At 65.4% G+C, this 19,440-nt stretch carries 18 protein-coding genes; 7 read left to right on the top strand and 11 right to left on the bottom strand.

Annotated elements, in window-relative coordinates; all coding sequences use genetic code 11:
• Positions 1–234: 234 nt before the first annotated feature.
• Entirely contained in the window at positions 235–657 is a 423-nt protein-coding gene (locus GBJ34_RS07160) for a GNAT family N-acetyltransferase (RefSeq protein WP_151718580.1), read from the bottom strand.
• Complete coding sequence (gene dapE / locus GBJ34_RS07155; protein WP_151718579.1) at positions 654–1,811, bottom strand: succinyl-diaminopimelate desuccinylase; 1,158 nt, start codon at positions 1,809–1,811, stop codon at positions 654–656. The genes GBJ34_RS07160 and dapE overlap by 4 nt, the downstream gene beginning before the upstream one ends.
• Before the next feature lie 261 nt (positions 1,812–2,072).
• Here dapE and GBJ34_RS07150 point away from each other — a divergent pair, with 261 nt between their 5' ends.
• Positions 2,073–3,059, top strand: a complete 987-nt coding sequence (locus GBJ34_RS07150) for a Hint domain-containing protein (RefSeq protein WP_151718578.1) — start codon at positions 2,073–2,075, stop codon at positions 3,057–3,059.
• An 18-nt stretch (positions 3,060–3,077) separates the two neighbouring features.
• Here GBJ34_RS07150 and GBJ34_RS07145 read toward each other — a convergent pair whose 3' ends face one another.
• From GBJ34_RS07145 to rnr, 8 genes are all read right to left on the bottom strand, one after another.
• Positions 3,078–3,419 (bottom strand): hypothetical protein, encoded by a 342-nt coding sequence (locus GBJ34_RS07145; RefSeq protein ID WP_151718694.1) that lies wholly within the window; start codon positions 3,417–3,419, stop codon positions 3,078–3,080.
• Between the two features lie 152 nt (positions 3,420–3,571).
• Positions 3,572–4,534 carry a tetraacyldisaccharide 4'-kinase gene (gene lpxK / locus GBJ34_RS07140; RefSeq protein ID WP_151718577.1) on the bottom strand — a complete coding sequence of 321 codons (963 nt, stop codon included), beginning with the start codon at positions 4,532–4,534 and terminating at the stop codon, positions 3,572–3,574.
• Positions 4,534–5,718, bottom strand: coding sequence for a 3-deoxy-D-manno-octulosonic acid transferase (locus GBJ34_RS07135; RefSeq protein WP_151718576.1), 1,185 nt, complete (start codon positions 5,716–5,718; stop codon positions 4,534–4,536). The genes lpxK and GBJ34_RS07135 overlap by 1 nt, the downstream gene beginning before the upstream one ends.
• A gap of 24 nt (positions 5,719–5,742) precedes the next feature.
• Positions 5,743–5,988, bottom strand: a complete 246-nt coding sequence (locus GBJ34_RS07130; protein ID WP_151718575.1) for a DUF4170 domain-containing protein — start codon at positions 5,986–5,988, stop codon at positions 5,743–5,745.
• A 459-nt stretch (positions 5,989–6,447) separates the two neighbouring features.
• Positions 6,448–7,581, bottom strand: a complete 1,134-nt coding sequence (locus GBJ34_RS07125) for a CaiB/BaiF CoA transferase family protein (protein ID WP_151718693.1) — start codon at positions 7,579–7,581, stop codon at positions 6,448–6,450.
• A gap of 13 nt (positions 7,582–7,594) precedes the next feature.
• Complete coding sequence (locus GBJ34_RS07120) at positions 7,595–8,275, bottom strand: DsbA family protein (protein WP_226341080.1); 681 nt, start codon at positions 8,273–8,275, stop codon at positions 7,595–7,597.
• A 10-nt stretch (positions 8,276–8,285) separates the two neighbouring features.
• Positions 8,286–8,831 (bottom strand): DUF721 domain-containing protein, encoded by a 546-nt coding sequence (locus GBJ34_RS07115; RefSeq protein WP_226341079.1) that lies wholly within the window; start codon positions 8,829–8,831, stop codon positions 8,286–8,288.
• A gap of 549 nt (positions 8,832–9,380) precedes the next feature.
• On the bottom strand, positions 9,381–11,618 hold the full coding sequence (gene rnr / locus GBJ34_RS07110) for a ribonuclease R (protein WP_151718574.1): 2,238 nt from the start codon (positions 11,616–11,618) through the stop codon (positions 9,381–9,383).
• A 465-nt stretch (positions 11,619–12,083) separates the two neighbouring features.
• Between rnr and GBJ34_RS07105 the strand changes: the two genes are divergently transcribed.
• The 5 genes from GBJ34_RS07105 (at position 12,084) to GBJ34_RS07085 (ending at position 18,214) form a co-directional block, all read left to right on the top strand.
• Positions 12,084–13,343, top strand: coding sequence for a lytic murein transglycosylase (locus GBJ34_RS07105; RefSeq protein ID WP_151718690.1), 1,260 nt, complete (start codon positions 12,084–12,086; stop codon positions 13,341–13,343).
• Positions 13,344–13,411: 68 nt separating this feature from the next.
• The gene (locus GBJ34_RS07100) at positions 13,412–14,086 is read left to right on the top strand and encodes a glutathione S-transferase family protein (protein ID WP_151718573.1); all 675 of its coding nucleotides are present in this window, start codon (positions 13,412–13,414) and stop codon (positions 14,084–14,086) included.
• A gap of 195 nt (positions 14,087–14,281) precedes the next feature.
• Complete coding sequence (locus GBJ34_RS07095) at positions 14,282–15,493, top strand: acetyl-CoA C-acetyltransferase (RefSeq protein WP_151718572.1); 1,212 nt, start codon at positions 14,282–14,284, stop codon at positions 15,491–15,493.
• Positions 15,493–15,966: a cupin domain-containing protein gene (locus GBJ34_RS07090; RefSeq protein WP_151718571.1), complete on the top strand. Its 474-nt coding sequence runs from the start codon at positions 15,493–15,495 to the stop codon at positions 15,964–15,966. Before GBJ34_RS07095 ends, GBJ34_RS07090 begins: the two co-directional genes overlap by 1 nt.
• A 64-nt stretch (positions 15,967–16,030) precedes the next feature.
• Positions 16,031–18,214, top strand: coding sequence for a 3-hydroxyacyl-CoA dehydrogenase NAD-binding domain-containing protein (locus GBJ34_RS07085; protein WP_151718570.1), 2,184 nt, complete (start codon positions 16,031–16,033; stop codon positions 18,212–18,214).
• 19 nt (positions 18,215–18,233) lie between these two features.
• On the opposite strand, the gene GBJ34_RS07080 is transcribed toward GBJ34_RS07085, so the two are convergent.
• On the bottom strand, positions 18,234–18,647 hold the full coding sequence (locus GBJ34_RS07080) for a winged helix-turn-helix transcriptional regulator (RefSeq protein WP_151718569.1): 414 nt from the start codon (positions 18,645–18,647) through the stop codon (positions 18,234–18,236).
• Between the two features lie 102 nt (positions 18,648–18,749).
• On the opposite strand from GBJ34_RS07080, the gene GBJ34_RS07075 reads away from it, so the two are divergent.
• Entirely contained in the window at positions 18,750–19,379 is a 630-nt protein-coding gene (locus GBJ34_RS07075; RefSeq protein ID WP_151718568.1) for an NAD(P)H-dependent oxidoreductase, read from the top strand.
• Positions 19,380–19,440 lie beyond the last annotated feature (61 nt).

Raw genomic sequence — 19,440 nt, 5'->3', positions numbered from 1 at the left:
CTGTCCCGCCCCCGACATGCCATGCCGCTGGCAAGCACCCCCCTCTCATCTGTTCACAAATATCCTCGGGGGGTCCGGGGGGCGGAAAGCCCCCCGTCCAAACGGCAGGCCGGGGACAGAAGGCCGCCAGGCAAAGCATGAACTTGGCAGATCAAGCCCCTGGTCTGTGCGGGGATCTGGGGCCGCAGGCTCCCGTCTTGGGGACCTCTGGGCAGAGGAAAGCGCCGCCCTCCGTCACAAGGGCCGAAACATGTCCCGGTGTGGGATGCCCGCGTCATCATAAGCCTCGCCTTCCGCCACGAAGCCGAGCTTTTCATAAAACCCGAGCGCATGGGTCTGCGCGCTGAGATAGACGCGCGCAAAGCCCGGTCGGGCCTCGAAATGGGCGATCCCGGCCCGGATCAGTGCCGCCCCCAGTCCGGTGCCGCGCGCCTGCGGCAGCACACAGACCCGGCCGATCTTGCCAGTCGTCCCCTTTTGCAGCAGCCGTGCAGTGCCGACGCTCTCGCCGCTCATCACCGCCAGCAGATGCACCGCCTGCCCGTCCAGATCATCCAGTTCATCCGCTTCGCTGATCCCCTGTTCCTCGATGAACACCGCGCGGCGCAGCGCGACACAGGCGGCGATATCGGCGGTTTCCGCGATCTGCCAGATCATGCGAAGTAATCGCGCAGGATGCGGCTATAGATCGATTTCAGCTGCACGATCTGCGCCACCTCCACCCGCTCATCCACCTGATGCATGGTCTTGCCGACAAGACCGAATTCGACGACCGGGCAATGGTTCTTCACGAAACGTGCATCCGATGTGCCGCCCGAGGTTGAATATTCCGGTCGCCGACCAAGCTCGGCCTCGACCGCATCGGCGATCAGCCCCGACAGATCCCCCGGCGGCGTCAGGAAACTTTCACCCGAAATCTGCACCCGCATCTCGATCCGCACGCCGGTCTCGGCCTCCACCGCCTGCGCATGGCCGGTCAGCCATGCGGTCAGGCTTTCGCCGGAATGGGCATCGTTGAAGCGAATGTTCACCGTGGCCGTGCCGCGCGCCGGAATGACGTTATTGGCAGGATTTCCACAATCGATGGTGGTGATTGCCAAGGTCGAGGCATCAAAATGTTCGGTTCCTGCATCCAGCGGCGCGGCCTCCAGCCGCGTCATCAGCCGCACCAGCGCGCTCATCGGGTTCTTCGCCCGGTGCGGATAGGCGCTGTGACCCTGCACACCATGTGCGGTGAACCAGCAGGTCATCGAGCCGCGCCGCCCGATCTTCATCATCTCGCCCATCTCGTTCGGGCAGGTCGGCTCGCCGACAAGGCAATCGGTCATCCGCTCGCCCTGTGCAGCCATCCAGTCCAGCAGCGCCACAGTGCCGTGCTCGGCGTCGCCCTCCTCATCACCGGTGATCGCCAGGATCACCGCGCCATCGGGCGGGGTCTCGCGGACGAAATCCACCGCCGCCGCCGCAAAGGCCGCAACACCCGATTTCATATCGGTGGCACCGCGCCCCCACAGCACGCCGTCGATGATCTCGCCGCCAAAGGGGTCATGCGTCCAGGCGCTGGCATCCCCCACCGGCACCACATCGGTATGGCCGTTGAAGCCAAAGCTGCGGTTCGCGCCCCGCGCGCCCCAGCGGGCGTAAAGATTGGCCACCCCGCCACGATCCACGCGCGTGCAGGTGAAGCCCGCGCCGGACAGCAGCCCCTCCAGCAGTTGCAGCGCCCCGCCCTCCACCGGCGTGACCGAGGCGCATCGGATCAGATCGGCGGTCAGCTGAACCGGATCGACGGGCGGGTGGGACAGGGTCATGGCGGGCTCCTCAGGCATGTGTCACCGGGATAAAGGTTGCCCCCTTTGGGCGCAAGCCGGGGCAAATGCGCCGCACTGGCCCGGAACCCGCGCAATCGATAACCGAAAGACTTGCCTTGCGTCGACATTTTGTGATGAGCATCGGGCAAGCCTGTGCAAAACCGGCGAAAAAGAAGGTTGGGGCAATTGGCGGCAGGCCAGAGCCAGCATCGCCTTAGGGCAGAGCATCCCCTAGCGCAGCCATCGGGCAGCGGCTGGATCGTGCTGTCCGATCAACCGACCGAGATTGCGGGCCGCCGCCCCGGCGAGACGCAAGCCCTGGCGCGCGGGGCGCTGATCTGCGAATTGCCGCTGCCGCTGCAACAGGGCGGCATCGTGCTGGATCATTGCGAGGGATCGCGCATCTTCTCGCTGTTTTTCGACGGCGGCAGCGGAATAGGCCTGCTGATGCGCGACGGGGAACGGGTCTTGCGCGCGCGGCTTCCCGGCCCCTTGGCCGCGGGTGTCGGCGTGGCGCGCATCACCTTTCACTGGAATTGCCGCGCGGATCTGTGGTCACTGCGTTATGAACGCCCCGGCGAGCCCGGCACGGCGCAGGTGGAAGGCCGCGGCGCGCTGCCGCTGCGGCTGCATGATCTGGAGGCGCTCTGCCACAATGGCCCCCAGACGTTGCGGCATCCGGGTCTGTTGTGGTTCGGGGTCACCCATCACGACGCTCTGCCCCGCCACGCGCCCTGGATCGGGCCACGCACGCCCATCGTCACGCCCACCGGCTTGCGCGCCGCCGGACTGTTGCAGCGCGGCGAGATGGTGATGACGCATGACGGGCGCGCAGTTCCGCTGCTTTCGGTCCGGCATCTGGATCTGCCGAGCCGGGGCAGCCACGCGCCGGTCCTGCTGCGCGCACCCTATTTTGGCGATCAGCGCGACATGCTGGTCAGCGCTGATCAGCAGATCCTGCTGGATGGTGCGGAGATCGAGCATCTGTTCGACCATGAGGAAGTGTTGGCCCGCGCCCGCGACATGGCCGACGGGCGCGCCGCGCATTTCGACAGCCGCCGCTTGCTGACGCAGACCGTTTCACTTGATATCGGCGGCGCGAACCTGATCGCAGGCGAGGGCATCGCCTTCCTGACCGCCGTGCATGATGATCGCGCAGCCCCCGCCACGCGCCCCGTTCTGGCCCGCTACGAGACGATGCCGCTTTTGCTGATGCTCGGTCGGGTCAGCGGCAACCGGCAGGAATGAAACAACTGGCTGAAGCGATCAATCGAAGAACGGCGTCATCTGCGCCACGATGACCGAGTTCTCATCCAGCGCACGCTGCATCAGGGCGCGTTCCTCGGTGTCGATCTCATCGCCCGCCGCCTCACGTTCTTCCAACGCGCCATAGCCCGATACATCAAGCGGTGCCAGATCGGCCTGTTTCAAAATCGCCACGGTCTCGCGCACCGCCTCGGCCTCGTCGACGCCGCTGGCATAGATCATCAGGGCAGCACCCGTGGCCTTGTCCGGCAGGCCGTCACCCGCCTTGCGGCCAACCTCGACCACAAGCGTATAGACCTGCTGGCGACGTTTGGGCTTTGCGGGTTCTGTTCCGCCGTCCATCACGGTCTCAGGGCCATTCTCCGGGCCGGTATCGGGCTGGGTCTCGTCGCTGGCCATGATCGTCTCCACGCTATGCCCGCCTCTCCTATGCTGGAACGGGCATTGCGGGCAAGCGGCCTGTGCAGGGGGACGGCCTTTGCGGGCGGGCGGTATCAGAGACCGAGGCCCGCCAGCGCATCGTCCAGCGGGGCCCGGTCCAGCAGCCGCAAGCGCACCGGCAGGGTCAGCACCCGGGGACGGAAGGCCGCAGGCAAACGCACTGCATCCTTTTCGGTGGTGACAAGCTGGGCACCAAGCGCCATCGCCTCGGCCTCCAGCCGGGTCAGCAACGCGGGGGCCAGCGGCTGATGGTCATCCAACGCCACGCCGCGCACCACCTCGGCCCCCTGTTCGCGCAGGGTGGTGAAGAATTTCTCGGGGTTGCCGATACCGGCAAAGGCCAGAACCCGTTCACCCGTCCAATCCATGCCCATGGCCAGCGGCTCCAGCCGGCCGCGCAGATGCGGCACCGGGCTGGCATATTGCGCGGCAAAGGCATCCTGCGCCGCATCCGAACCGATCGACAGCAGCAGATCGGCGCGTTTCATCCCCTCGGCCACCGGCTCGCGCAAGGGTCCTGCGGGCAGGCACAGCCCGTTGCCGAAGCCGCGCGCGGCATCGACCACCACGATGGACAGATCCTTGACCACCGCCGGATTCTGGAACCCATCATCAAGCAAGATCACCCGTGCGCCGGCCGCTTCTGCCGCGCGCACGCCTGCGGCGCGATCTTTCGCGACCCATGTCGGGGCAAAGGCCGCAAGCAGCAACGGCTCGTCACCGACCTCCGCCGCCAGATGGCGCGGCGCGACCTGCACCGGCCCGGCCAGACTGCCGCCATGGCCGCGCGTCACGATATGAACGCCCGGCAACTGTTCGATCAGCGCAATCGCGGTGGGGGTCTTGCCGGTGCCACCGACCGACAGATTGCCCACGCAGATCACCGGCACCCCGGCGCGATAGCCCGGCTGCGCCACCCGCTTTGCCGTCGCACGGCCATAGGCCCAGCCAAGGGGGGACAGCAGGCGGGCGATTGGCGTGCGCTGGTCACGATACCAGAAATCGGGCGCCTGCATCAGTCTTCCCCCAACATCTTGCGGATCAACTGATGAACCCGCACTGTCGCCTCCACCCCGTCCGATGCGATAGCCCAGGCGGCCTGCGCCAGTTTCGCGGCGCGGTCGGGTGACAGCAGCTCTGCCAGGGCGTCAGCCAGATCGACGGGGGATCCGACCGAGCGCGCGGCGCGCGCCGCGCCAAGCCGCCCCATCACCGAGCCGAATGCCCCCGGCCTTGGCCCATGGATCAGCGAAGACCCAAGGGCTGCTGCCTCCATCGGGTCGCGCAGGCAGCCCTCGCCTGCCAGTGATCCGCCCAGAAAGGTGATCGGCGACAACCGATACCACAGACCGATCTCGCTGCTATCGACCAGGAACACCTCGGTTTCCGCGTCCGGTTCCTCATCTGCGGGGCGCTGCGCCACCTGCCAGCCTTCCCGTTCGGCCAGCCGCGCCGCCAGATCCGGGATGCGCGCCGGATCATCCGGCATCAGGATCAGCAACAGACGATGCGCAAGCCTGAGGCCCGCGCGATGCGCCTCGATGATCGCCGCCTCCTCGCTGGCGGGCACAGAAGCCGCCAGCCAGATCGGGCGCGTATTCATCAGGGCGGCCAATGCCTCACGCTCTGCCTCATTGCCGGGCAGAACCTGCGAGGGACGTTCCATCCGCCCCGTAAGCACTAGGCCCGGGGCCGCCGCCTTGCGCAGCGCCTTCAGGGCCGCATCATCAACGGCAAAGACCGCCTGCATCTGCGCCAGCGTGGATTTCAGCAGGCCGGGATACCAGCCTTCGCGGCCCGAAGGCAGATGCGGGGCCCGCGCCTCGACCAGCGCCATAGGCAGATGACGCGCCGCCGCCTCATGCACAAGGGCAGGACGCAGTTCCCCGCCGGAAAACAGCAGGGCGTCGGGTCGCCAATGGTTCATCGCGGCGCGCACTGCCTCTGGGCGCTCTGCAGGCGGGGGGGCCCAAAGCACATCATCGGGAATCCCGGGCGGGCGTTCCGGCGCGGTCAGCAGCACGATATGGCCGTCTTCCTGCCGCAGATGGCGCGCCAGTTCGGCCATGGCAAGGGCCTGCTCGGCCCCTTGCGCGTGCAGCCAGATCAACCGCCCGGAAGGACGTTCCGGCCATATCTCGGCCGATCCGGCCCCGCGCCGCTGAGCGAAATGGTAAAGAGACAGGCCAAGCGGGGTCATGGTCTATGCGGATGCCACCAGACCTTAGACGCCAAGTTCCTCGGTGGCGGAGCCGGGCTGGGCCTCATCGCGCAGGCGGTGGATATGGGCGATGAAATAACGCATATGCGCATCATCGACGGTGCGCTGTGCCTCGGCCTTCCAGGCGCTGAAGGCGCTGGCATAATCGGGGAACATCCCGACGATATGGATGTTCTTCACATCCTTGAACACGTTCTTTGCAGGGCTGACAAGCTCGCCGCCAAAAACGAGGTGCAGGCGTTGGGTCATGGGATCTCTCCATCCGGTCTGGCCGGACCCTAGCCGATGGCAGGGAAAAGGAAAAGCGGTGCCCGGCAATCTGCCCGCAAGCAAAGCCGCCATTGCCCGGCCTTTGGGCGGTACGGGGCGGATTTGTCCTGACCGAAGGCCATGGCCCAGGTCAGGCCCAGAAGGGGTCGCCAGACCGCCGCAGCCCAAAGACCGCCGCAGCCCAAAGGCCTGCGGCCAGCGCCCACGCGGGGGCAGCGCCGACAAGCGCCCCATCACCTCATCGTGCCCCCCCGATCGGCACCTGCGCGGGGCAGCCATTGCCCGCAGGTCGGGCCGTGCTGCGATCCAATGACGCGGATGGAGAACAGCTTTTCTGTTCCTGATCCATCCGTTGTCGGCCCCGACGCTGGTCGGTGGCCTTTCCAGGCACGGCCATGATTGCGGCATCTGCACCCGAGGACCGTTTCCAGGAAAGTCTCAGATTTTCCCCAGAACTTCGTCCTGATGCTGCCCCAAGCGCGGCGCGGGCTGGTCCAGCGCCAGTTCGGCCCCCGAGAAGGTCATTGGTGCCCGCACCCCCGGAATGCCGCCCGGCGCGATCTGCATCCCGCGCGCCTGCGTCTGCGGATCGGCAAAAACCCCTGCCATATCATTGATCGGCCCGGCTGGCACGCCCGCCCCCTCGCAGGCCGCCAGCAGATCGGCCTTGCTGAATCGTCTGGTCGCAGCGGTCAACAGCGCGGTCATCTCGACCCGGTTCGCCACCCGGTCGGCATTGGTCAGGAAACGCGGATCCTCGGCCAGATCGGGCAGGCCCAAAACGCCACACAGTTTGCGATACTGGCTGTCATTGCCGGTCGCGAGGATGATCCAGCCATCGGCACAATCAAACACCGCATAGGGCGCAAGGTTCGGATGGGCATTGCCCATCTTCTGCGGCGCGATGCCTGTCGCGAGGTAATTCATCGACTGGTTCGCCATGATGGCGGTCGCCACATCCATCAGCGCCATATCGATATGCTGGCCCATGCCAGTGCGGCCACGCTGGATGATCGCTGCCAGAATGGCGGTCGCGGCATAGACGCCGGTGAACACATCGGTCACCGCCACGCCCACCTTTTGCGGCTGGCCTTCAGGCTCGCCAGTCACGCTCATCAGCCCGGCCATGCCCTGAATGATGAAATCATAGCCGGCGCGATGCGCATAAGGCCCGGTCTGGCCAAAGCCGGTGATCGAGCAATAGATCAGCCGCGGGTTCAGCTGGCGCAGGCTGTCATAATCCAGCCCGTATTTCGCAAGACCGCCCAGCTTGAAATTCTCGATCACCACATCGGCATCGGCGATCAGACGGCGGACGGTCTCCTGCCCCTCGGGCGTGCGGAAATCGCAGGTGATACCACGCTTGCCCCGGTTAGTGGCGTGGAAATAGGCGGCAGAGCGATCATCGCCATTGTCGATGAAGGGCGGCCCCCAGCGACGGGTATCGTCGCCCTCGGGGGCCTCCACCTTGATCACATCGGCGCCAAGATCGGCCAGGGTCTGTCCCGCCCAAGGCCCGGCAAGGATGCGGGCCAGTTCGATCACGCGGATCCCCTCAAGCGGGCGGGGCAGTTGGCCGGTCATGTTACTTCGCAAGCTCCGCGTCGATCAGCGCCTTGAGGTCGGCATAAGCCATGTTGGAATGCTTGGTGCCATTGAGGAAAAGCGTCGGCGTGCCCTGCACCTCGTCGGCCTCCATATCCTTCTGGAACTTGGCAATCATCGCCTCGACCATCTTTTCATCCTGCATACAGGCGTCAAGCTGCTCGTTCGACAGGCCAGCGGTGCGGCCGATGGTCTTCAGATTCTCGACCACGACCATCGGATCCTCCGAGGCCGCCCATTCGCGCTGTTTCTCGAACAGGATGGAGCTGAGGCCGAAATAGCGCATATCACCGCCGCAGCGCGCCACCAGCGAGGCCCAGAGGCCGTAACGGTCAAAATAGACCTCACGGAAGACGAACTTCACCTTGCCGGTGTCGATATATTCCGCCTTCAGCGGCTTGAAGACCGCGTCATGGAAATTGGCGCAATGCGGGCAGGTATAAGAGGCGTATTCGGTCAGCGTCACCTTGGCATCGGGGTTGCCAAGCACCAGGTCCGGCACCTCGACGGGGGCGGCATCGGCGGTGGCCGGGGCATCGGCAGCCGGCGCATCGGTTGTGGCGGCAGCTTCGCCCTCGGCAAAGGCCGGAAGGCCCATGGCCGCCAGGAAGGCTGCGCCCCCGGCGAGGGTCACCACATCGCGACGGGTCAGTTTGATCATATTCAGCCTCTCAGGTTCTGCGGCGAGTTAAGATATTCTGCGCGAGGGTTTCAAGCGCCTTGCGCAGCCCCTCGTCATGGACATCCCCGGCTGTCTCGCGCGCAAGGGCTGCGATCTCTGGCGAAGGGGCTGGTTTCTCGGGCGGGGTCGGCGCGGGGCCGAACTGGGCCTGACCCTCGGCAAAGCCCATGGGCGCGGTCTGGGTCAGGGTGACGCGGCCGATGGCGGCATAGCCGTAACAGGCATTCACCCGATCCTTGATGCGCGGCAGTTGCATCTGGACGATGGGCGCGTCAGTCGGCTTGACCAGAAGCGTCAGCGTGGCGCCGAAGGCCCCCTTGGCATAGCCCACCTTCACCGGCCTTGTGACGCGGGCCAGATCGGCGCCCACCACATCCGGCCAATGGGTCAACAGGCGGGTGACGGCAAAGCCCCGGCTTTCGCCTGCGGCGCGGATGCGGTCTTTCAGCAGGCCCGAGGTCGCCTCGAAACCACGCATCCGCCGGCCCTTGGCGGACCAGCGCGGTGTCTCTTCAAGGGGCGTTTCGTCGGCCATGGCCACTCCTGATTGTGGGCACGATAGCCGCTGCCGTTCGGCGGGGCCAGCGGGGGCGCATAAAGAATGCGTGACGGAGGGATGAAAGGATGGAAGGTGACGGGAGGTAGGCCGGAACGCAGCCATCTGACCTTGGCCATTGCCGAGGGCACGGGCAGACGAGGCTAACGGAAGAGCCGGGGCGACAAAGGCCTCGGCCAGTGCCCACCCCGCCATCGGCGGGCGCTTCGCCCCCGCCGGGGTGACAAAGCTGTTAAGCCAATCGCGGGCGGATCAGGAAACGCATCGCGTTTCCACGCCCGCGTGTCTGGTCCGGGCCAGACCCCATGCCTGTTTGGAACAAAGGACAGCGCCCGCCGATGGCGGGGCGGGCGGCTTGCCGGTGCCCTGCGAGCCAGAGCGGCGCAGCGGATGAGGACACCCATGACCTCGGTCATGGCTTCGGTCACCCCTTCAGAAACGATTGGGCGACACCAAGGCCCCACCTAACAGCGTCACGCCTTACCGCCTTACCGCCTTACCGCCTTACCGCCTTACCGCCTTACCGCCTTACCGACGCTTGCGCACCAGCTTGCGTTTGGCAATCGCGGCCTGCACCGGCTTGCGCGGTGCATAGCGTCCGGCCTTGCCCTTGCCCGGTTTCGGGCCGGGCAGCGCGCCGCCCTCGATCTCCAACAGCTCCAGCGTCAGCCCGCCGGTCACCGGCACCGCCTCAGCCAGCCGCACGGTCACCCGCGCGCCCGCGCCGATGGTCAGCCCGGTATCCGCCCCGGTCAGGGTCTGGTTGTCGCCATCATAGAAGAAATACTCGCGCCCGACCTCGCGGATCGGCACCAGCCCATCCGCCCCGGTCTCGTCCAACTTCACGAAAAGCCCGAACTTCTGCACGCCCGACACCCGGCCGGTGAAGGTCTGCCCGACCCGGTCCGACAGATAGGCGGCAAGATAGCGGTCATTGGTATCACGTTCGGCCACCATCGAGCGCCGCTCGGTATCCGAGATCTGCTTGGCGGTGTCGTCGAGATTCTCGATATCCCAGGCGCTGAGGCCATCCTTGCCCCAGCCATGGCCCGCGATCAGCGCGCGATGCACGATCAGGTCGGAATAGCGCCGGATCGGCGAGGTGAAATGGGCGTAATTGCGCAGGGCCAGCCCGAAATGGCCAAAGTTCTGCGGGCTGTAATAGGCCTGCGTCATGGAGCGCAGCGTGGTGATATTGATCAGCTCGTCCTGTTCGGTGCCCTCGGCCTGCGCCAGCAGCCGGTTCAGGTGTTCGGTCTTCAACACCTGCCCCTTGGCCAGCGTAAAGCCCGAGGCCTGCGCCACTTCGCGCAGCGCCTCCAGCTTTTCGGGGCTGGGTTCCTCGTGCACTCGGAACAGCAGCGGACGTTTCAGCCGGATCAGTTCTTCGGCGGCGCAGACATTGGCCAGCACCATCGCCTCTTCGATCAGCTTATGCGCGTCAAAGCGTTCGCGGAAGGCAACCGACAGCACCTTGCCCTCATCGCTGAGGATGATCTTGCGTTCCGGCAGATCCAGATCCAGCGGCTGGCGCAGCGCGCGCGCCTTTTTCAGCGCGGCATAGGCGGCGTAAAGCGGGCGGATCACCGGATCCAGCAGCGGTTCCAGCTTCGGCTCCACCGCGCCGTCGATTGCGGCCTGCACCTGACCATAATGCAGCGACGCGCGCGAGCGCATCAGGCCGCGCGTGAAGCGATGGCCGCGCTTGGCCCCCTGCGCGTCGATCTGGATGCGCACCGCCATACAGGCGCGATCCACATTTTCATGCAGCGAACACAGATCGCCCGACAGCACGTCCGGCAGCATCGGCACAACACGGTCGGGGAAATAGGTCGAATTTCCACGCTTGCGCGCCTCGCGGTCCAGGGGCGATCCCGGCGTCACATAATGCGCCACATCGGCAATCGCGACCCAGAGGATGAAGCCGCCCGGATTGCCTGGATCGTCATCCGGGATCGCCAGCACCGCATCATCACGGTCGCGCGCATCAACCGGGTCGATGGTGACCAGATCGAGATGGCGCAGATCCTCGCGATCGCCCAAGGGCGCGGGTTCGGCGCGGTCTGCCTGCGCAAGCACCTCGGCCGGGAACTGGTCGGGAATGCCATGCTGATGGATCGCGATCAGGCTGACGGCCTTGGGCCCGGACGGATCCCCCAGGCGCGCGGTGATGCGCGCGGTGGGCAGGCCCATGCGCTTTGGCCCGGCCTGTTCGCCCTCGACCAGTTCACCATCCTCGGCATCCATGGTCTGGCCGGACAGCACCCGCCATTCCTTGTCGCTGCCCTTGTCGACCGCGACGATCCGCCCGCCCTCATGGCTTTTGCGGAACACCCCCAGCACATGGATGGCCGATGTGCCAAGTTTGCGGATCAGCCGCCCTTCATAGCCGGCAGCGGTCTTTTCCAGCCGCCCCAGAATGCGGTCGCCCGCCCCAAGCGCGACATCGCCCTTGCGGGTGATGATCTGGATGCGCGGTGCATCCTCGCCGACCCATTCATTCGGCACCGCCCAAAGATCGCCGGCCGCATCCGGGGCCAGCACCCGCAGGATCGATACCGGCGGCAGGGCGCCCGCCTCGTGATACTGGCGCTTGCGCTTCTGGATGCCGCCCTCGGCCTCCAGTTCGCGCAACATGCGCTTGAGCTCTATCCGCTCCGGCCCGCCCTTGATGCCAAAGGCCTTGGCGATATCGCGTTTCGAGGCAAGGGTCGGATTGTCGGTGATCCATTGGCGGATCTGGTCAAGGCTGGGCAATTGGTTCATGGCCCTTGCCTATCATGCGCGGGGGGCACCCGAAAGCACCTTTGCGACACAGGCGCGCGGCCCGCGCCGTGCTGCTCCCGCGCGCGGCCCTGCCCCAAGTCTCGGCCCATATCCTTGTCCTGCCCTGCGGTCCGCATCTGCGGTCTGCGACGGCTGCGCCTGCCAGCAATCCTGGTTCGCAATCCGTGCACACAGTCCGTGCTACAGTCCGTGCTCGCCCAGTTGGCTGCGATCCGTCCTCGCTGACCCTGCCCCCCTGTCCGCGTGCATTGACGGTGCCCGCCGCCTGCCCGCGCCATACTGCGCCCCTGCCCATGTTCTGGCTGCGGTGCCCTGGTCTTCGCGCCTTGGGGCGCAGATCCGCCCGCCCGCGCCATGGCCCTGCCAAGACTGCTTCCCCCCTTGGCCGCTTGCCGCTAGACTGCCCGTTGAGCAGAACCAGACATGACCGCAAAGGGCAGAATGATGCGTATTTCCAAGAATTTCCTTTCCCTCGCCTTGGTCGCCGCCCTCTCCGCCTGTATCGGCGGCGGCGGCGCTGTCTCCCAGTCAGGATCAAGCCCCACCGTGATCAAATATGGTCGTGACCAGAACCCCGACCCGGCCAAGGTCGCGGGCCTCAACGCCTGGATCGAAGCCTTCCGCCCCCGCGCACTGGCCGCGGGCGTCAGCACCGCCACCTATGACGCGGCCTTCCGCGACGTGGTCTATAACCCGACCGTCATCCAGCGTTCGCAGAACCAGGCGGAATTCACCAAATCGCTCTGGGAATATCTGGAGACGGCGGTGTCCGACAAACGCGTGGCCAATGGCCGCGCCATGCTGGCGCGCTATGCCGGGCAGCTCGCCCAGATCGAGGCCACTTATGGCGTCGACAAAGAGGTCGTCGTGGCGGTCTGGGGCATGGAATCGAGCTATGGCGAGAAACGCGGCGACCTGCCGCTGATTGAATCACTGGCGACGCTGTCCTTTGACGGGCGGCGGCAAGAGTTCTTCCAGCAACAGCTGATCGCGGCGCTGAAGATCCTGCAGGCGGGCGATACCGATGCGCGCCACATGATCGGCAGCTGGGCCGGGGCCATGGGCCATACCCAGTTCATCCCGACATCCTACCTTGCCTTCGCGGTCGATTTCACCGGCGATGGCAAGCGCGACATCTGGTCGGGTGATCCGACCGATGCGCTGGCCTCAACCGCTGCATATCTCGCGAAATCCGGCTGGCAGCGCGGCCAGCCCTGGGGGGTCGAGGTCAAGCTGCCTGCGGGCTATTCCGGGATTTCGGGCAAGACCGCCAAGCGGTCGGGTGCCGATTGGCGCGCCATGGGCATCACCCGCGCGGCGGGTGGGCAGGTGCCCGACGGACAGGCGGCGCTGCTGCTGCCCTCAGGCGTCAAGGGCGCAGCCTTCCTGATCTATCGCAACTTCCACGCGATCGAGCGGTATAATCAGGCCGACAGCTATGTGATCGGGGTGGGCCATCTGTCCGACCGCCTGAAGGGCGGCGGGGCACTGGTCACGCCCTGGCCTGCGGGCGATGCGACCCTGCGCCTGTCGGAGCGGATCGAGGTGCAGGAACGTCTGACCGCGCTTGGCTTTGACACCGGCGGCACCGATGGCAATGTCGGCCCCAAGACCTATGCCGCGATCAAATCCTTCCAGACCGCGCGCGGGCTGGTGCCCGATGGCTATCCCGACCGCGATCTGCTGGACGCGCTGCGCCGCTGATATCAGGATGATCCGGGGGCCTTGCGCCCCCGGTTTGCTTTCCCCGGTTTGCTATCATGGAGCCTGTGATGCCCGACACCCAAACCTTTGGTCCCCTGACCCTGCATTGCTTTGGCGAAAGCGGCCATAGTTACAAGGTGGCGCTCATGCTGCGGCTTTGCGGGCTGGACTGGCAGCCACGCTTTGTCGATTTCTTTGGCGGTGCCGCCCGCAGCCCGGAGTTCCGCGCCCTGAACCCGATGGGCGAATGCCCGGTTCTGGTCGAGGCCACCCCCGAGGGCGACCGCGTGCTGACGCAATCGGGCGTGATCCTGTTCGATCTTTCCCGCCGCACCGGGCGGTTCGGTGGCGACAATACGGCGGCCGAGGCCGAGGTGCTGCGCTGGATGCTGTGGGACAATCACAAGTTTTCTGCCCAGATCGGCACCTGCCGCTTCCTGATGAATTTCCTGCCGCCGGAAAAACGCCCAGGCGAGGTGATCGGTTTTGTTCAGGCCCGCTTGAAAGCGGCCTATGCCACGTTGAATGACCACCTTGCTGCCCGCGACTGGGTGGCGGGTGACGGCCCGACCATCGCCGACCTCTCGCTGTGTTCTTACCTCTACTATCCCGAACCCTTCGGGTTTGATCGCGCCGACTGGCCCCATATCGCCCGCTGGCTTGACCGGATCGCCGCCCTGCCCGGCTGGGCGCATCCCTATGACCTGATGCCTGGCAACCCGTCAGACCGCGCAGGCGTCTGACGCCTGCCCCCTTCCCGCTGCGATGACAAAGTGACGTGACGTGATTGCCACGTCACTCTTTTCACGACGCCACGGCATTTGCACATTGGGGCAAAGCGCCTGCTAGTCTGGCGGCAAGAGGAACGCCCAAAAGACGGCTGCCCGAAGGCTGCCGCCCACAGGACGCCCGCCAAGACACGACCGGAGGAGATGACCATGACTGATGCCTTCATCTATGATGCGATCCGCAGCCCGCGCGGCAAGGGCCGCCCGGACGGCGCGCTGCATGAGGTGACTTCGGTCGCGCTGTCGGCGCAGATGCTGGATGCCATCCGCTCGCGCAACGGGCTGTCGGGCCACGCGGTCGAGGATGTGATCTGGGGCAATGTCACGCAGGTCGGCGAACAGGGCGGCTGCCTTGCGCGTTCCGCCGTGCTGGCCTCCGGTCTGGATCAGGCGATCCCCGGGCTTGCGATCAACCGTTTCTGTGCCTCCGGGATGGAGGCCGTGAACCTCGCCGCCAATCAGGTGAAGGGCGGCGCGGGCGCGGCCTATATCGCGGGCGGGGTCGAGATGATGAGCCGGGTCGCCATGGGCAGCGATGGCGCGGCGATTGCGGTGGACCCGTCGCTGACCTTCGGCACCGATTTCGTGCCGCAGGGCATTGCCGCCGATATCATCGCCACCGAATACGGCTTCTCGCGTGAACAGGCCGATGCGCTGGCGGTGGAAAGCCAGGCCCGCGCCGCGATGGCCTGGGCCGACCACCGTTTCGCGAAATCGGTTGTGCCAGTGCTGGACCGCAACGGGCTGACCATTCTGGACCATGACGAATATATGCGCCCCGGCACCAGCGTTGAGGCGCTTGGTGCCTTGAAGGCCAGTTTCAAGGATATGGGCGAGGTCATGCCCGGCTTCGACAAGATCGCGCTGATGAAATACCCGCATCTGGAACGGATCAACCATATCCACCATGCCGGCAATTCCTCGGGCATCGTCGATGGCGCGGCCGCCGTGCTGATCGGCAATGCCGATTTCGGCCGCGCCCATGGGTTGAAGCCGCGCGCGCGCATCCGTGCCACCGCGAAAATCGGCACCGATCCGACCATCATGCTGACCGGCCCGGTGCCGGTAACGGAAAAGATCCTGCGCGACAGCGGCATGGCGATCTCCGACATTGATCTGTTTGAGGTGAACGAGGCCTTCGCCTCAGTCGTGCTGCGCTTCATGCAGGCCTTCGATGTCGATCCGGCCAGGGTGAACCCCAATGGAGGCTCCATCGCGATGGGGCATCCGCTGGGGGCAACCGGCGCGATCATCATCGGCACCTTGCTGGACGAGCTGGAACGCAGCGGCAAATCGGTGGGCCTTGCCACGCTCTGCATCGCCTCGGGCATGGGGGCCGCCACGATCATTGAGAGGGTGTGATGGCGAAAAAGCTCGATCTGGCGAATGTCCCGATCAAGGCGGGATCGATCTATCCCGAGCCCTATGCCGCGATGATGGAAGGACGGCATTCGCTGCGGCTGGGTCAGGCCGGGGGGCTGACACAGTTCGGCGTCAATCTGGTGGTCCTGCAGCCCGGCGCTATGTCGTCGCTGCGCCACTGGCACCGGGCCGAGGACGAGTTCGTCATGGTGACCGAAGGCGAATGCGTGATGGTGACCGATGCAGGCGAGGAAGTGATGCGCCCCGGCGATTGCGCGGCATTCCCGGCGAATGAGGGTGACGGGCACCATTTCATCAATCGCAGCGACCGCGAGGCACGCTTTCTTGTGATCGGATCAAAGGCCACGCGCGAGACGGCAACCTATTCCGACGTTGACCTGGTGGCCGAGATCGACGGGGGCACCGCCCGCTTCACCTACAAGGACGGAACCGACTGGAACGGGCCGCGCTGACCGCCTGCCAGCCCCTACCGCATAACGGGCGCGCCCCCGGCAAAGGCGCAGAGGAGGATCCACGATGACCGATTTCACCTATGTCGTTGATGGCGATGGCGTGGCCACCATCACCTGGGATGTTGTCCCCAAAAGCATGAATGTCATGTCGATGGCAGGCTTTGCCGAACTGAGCGCCCATATCGACGCGGCCCTTGCCGACGCGGGCGTGAAGGGGGTGATCATCACCTCGGGCAAGAAGGATTTCGCGGGTGGGATGGATCTGAACGTGATTGCCCAGATGCGGACCGGCGGCGCACAGGCAATCTTTGATGGCGTGATGCAGATGCATGGCGTCTTGCGCAAGATCGAACGCGCCGGCATGGACCCGAAGACCCTGAAAGGGGGCAAGCCCATCGTGGCCGCCCTGCCCGGCACGGCGCTTGGCATCGGGCTGGAACTGCCACTGTCTTGCCATCGCATCATCGCCGCCGACAATCCGAAGGCCAAGATCGGCCTGCCGGAGATCATGGTCGGCATCTTCCCCGGTGCGGGCGGCACCACGCGGCTGGTGCGCAAGCTGGGCGCGATGATGGCAGCGCCCTTCCTGCTGGAAGGCAAGCTGTCAGACCCGAAATCCGCAAGGAATGCCGGGCTGATTGATGAGGTGGTGGCACCCGAAGACCTGCTAACCCGCGCCAAGGAATGGGTATTGGCCGCCAAAGACGCCGATCTGGTGAAGCCCTGGGATGCCAAGGGCTACAAGATGCCGGGCGGTGCGCCCTATCATCCGGCGGGGTTCATGACCTTTGTCGGGGCATCGGCCATGGTGAATGGCAAGACCCAAGGGGTTTACCCTGCGGCAAAAGCCCTGCTTTCCGCGGTGTATGAGGGCGCGCTTGTGCCCTTTGACACCGCGCTGAAGATCGAGGCGCGGCAATTCACCTCGGTTCTGATGAACCCGTCTTCAACCGCGATGATCCGCAGCCTGTTCATCAACAAGGAGGCGCTGGAAAAAGGCGCGAACCGCCCGGCGGAACCGGATCAGGCGGTGAAGCGTCTGGGCGTGATCGGCGCGGGCATGATGGGGGCGGGCATCGCCTATGTCAGCGCAAATGCCGGGATCGAGGTCGTGTTGATCGACGCCGCACAAGACGCCGCCGATCGCGGAAAGGCGCATTCGGAAAGCCTGCTCGACAAGGGCATGAAACGCGGCAAGGTCACCTCCGACAAGAAGGCCGAGGTCTTGGCGCGCATCACCGCGACCACGGATTATGCGACCCTTGCCGGTTGCGATCTGATCGTGGAGGCCGTGTTTGAAGACCCGAAGGTGAAGGCCGAGGTCACCGCGAAGGTCGAGGCGGCGGTGGGGCCAGACTGCATCTTTGCCACCAATACCTCCACCCTGCCGATCACCGCGCTGGCGAAGGCCAGCGCCCGACCGGATCAGTTCATCGGCATCCATTTCTTCAGCCCGGTCGACAAGATGAACCTGGTGGAGATCATCAAGGGTAAAGCCACAGGCGACCGTGCCGTGGCCAAGGCGCTGGATTTCGTGCGCCAGATCCGCAAGACACCCATCGTGGTGAATGATGCCCGGTTCTTCTACGCCAATCGCTGCATCATCCCTTATATCAACGAAGGTATCCGCATGGTGGCTGAAGGCGTGGCCCCCGCGCTGGTCGAGAATGCGGCGAAGCTGGTCGGGATGCCGCTGGGACCGCTGCAACTGGTCGATGAAACATCGATCGATCTTGGGGTGAAGATCGCCAAGGCGACCAAGGCGGCGATGGGTGAGGCCTACCCGGACGGCGCGGTCGATGACGTGATCTTTCGCATGGCCGATCTGGGGCGGCTGGGTCGCAAGGCCAATGCGGGCTTCTATGCCTATGATGACAAGGGCGGGCGACTTGGCCTCTGGGACGGGCTGCAAGCCGAATGGCCGGTGCGGGATGGCCAGCCCGATCTGGCAGAGGTGCAGCACCGTCTGCTGATGGCGCAGGTGCTGGAGGCCGTCCGCGCGCTGGAGGAAGGTGTGCTGACCGATATCCGCGAAGGCGATGTCGGCGCGATTCTTGGCTGGGGCTTTGCGCCATGGTCAGGCGGGCCGTTCGGCTGGCTCGATATCATCGGGGCGGCCCGCGCGGTGGAAATCTGCGATACGCTGGCACCCGCCTTCGGGACGCGGTTTGAAGCCCCCGCCCTGCTGCGCGAGATGGCCGCAAAGGGCCAAACCTTCTACGGCAGCACAGCCCGCAAGGCCGCGTGATCTGTCGGGGCGCGGGGCTTCAAGCGGCACCGCGCTCCTCGCCCGCCCCGCCGTCGCGGCGGTCACTCCCCGCGTCATAACTGGCACGGGCGGCATCGATATGGTCAAGGTTGTCCAGCGCCCATTTGCCAAGCGCGCGGATCGGCACCCGCAGGCTTTCGCCCAAGGGCGTCAGCTCATAATCCACGCGCGGCGGCACGGTGGGAAAGGCCTCGCGCCGCACCAGCCCGTCACGTTCCAGCTCGCGCAGAGTCAGGCTCAACATCCGCTGTGAAATGCCCAGCTGGCGTTTCAGCTCATTGAACCGCATCCGCCCGTCACTTAGACGGTAAATCACCAGCGTGCTCCAGCGATCCCCCACCCGCGACAGAACCTCGCTGATGCGGCCGCATTCGCACGGGCTTCGCGCCTTCGTGACCTTTGGATCGCCCATGGTTCCCTCGCTGTGACTGGTATCGAAAATGTGCCTTCTTGCGGCAAATTTCCAGTTCCCTATTTATACCAGTATCGAATTCATACCACAAGGAATGCCACCATGCTGGCCGATGCCCTGAACTGGCGCTATGCCACCAAGAAAATGGACCCGTCGAAAACGGTGCCGCAAGAAAAGGTCGACCGGATCCTGGAGGCGGTGAATCTGGCCCCCACCTCCAGCGGGTTGCAGCCCTTCGAGGTGCTGGTCGTCACCAACCCCGAAATCCGTGCGCAGATCCGCGCTGTGGCCTGGGATCAGGCGCAGATCACCGATGGCTCGCATCTGCTGGTTTTTGCAGCCTGGGACAATTACACCGCTGAACGTATCGACGAGGTGGTGAAGCGCACCGCCGATGAGCGCGGCCCGTCCGAGCGCCTGTCGGCCTATTACGAACAGCTGAAGGGCATGTATCTGCCCCGTGATGCGCAAGTGAATTACGAACATGCCGCGCGGCAGGCCTATATCGCCTTCGGCCTTGCCCTGACGGCCGCCGCCTTTGAACAGGTCGATGCGACGCCGATGGAAGGTTTCGACCCCGATCAGGTCGATGCGATCCTTGGCCTGCGCGAACAGGGCCTGCGATCGGTCACGCTGCTGCCACTGGGTTACCGCGCGGCAGAGGGCGACTGGCTTCTGGGCCGCAAGAAGGTGCGCAAGCCGCGCGCGGGTCTGGTGCGCGAGATCGCCTGACCCGTCGCGCCCGGGACGCCGCCCCGAAAACGCGGCGTCACCCCAGCAAAAACAGGCCGAA

This window comes from Gemmobacter serpentinus, assembly GCF_008973825.1.
Lineage (GTDB): Bacteria > Pseudomonadota > Alphaproteobacteria > Rhodobacterales > Rhodobacteraceae > Gemmobacter > Gemmobacter serpentinus.
Note: the sequence above shows the minus strand (reverse complement) of the source record. Positions and strands in the feature narration are given on the sequence as shown.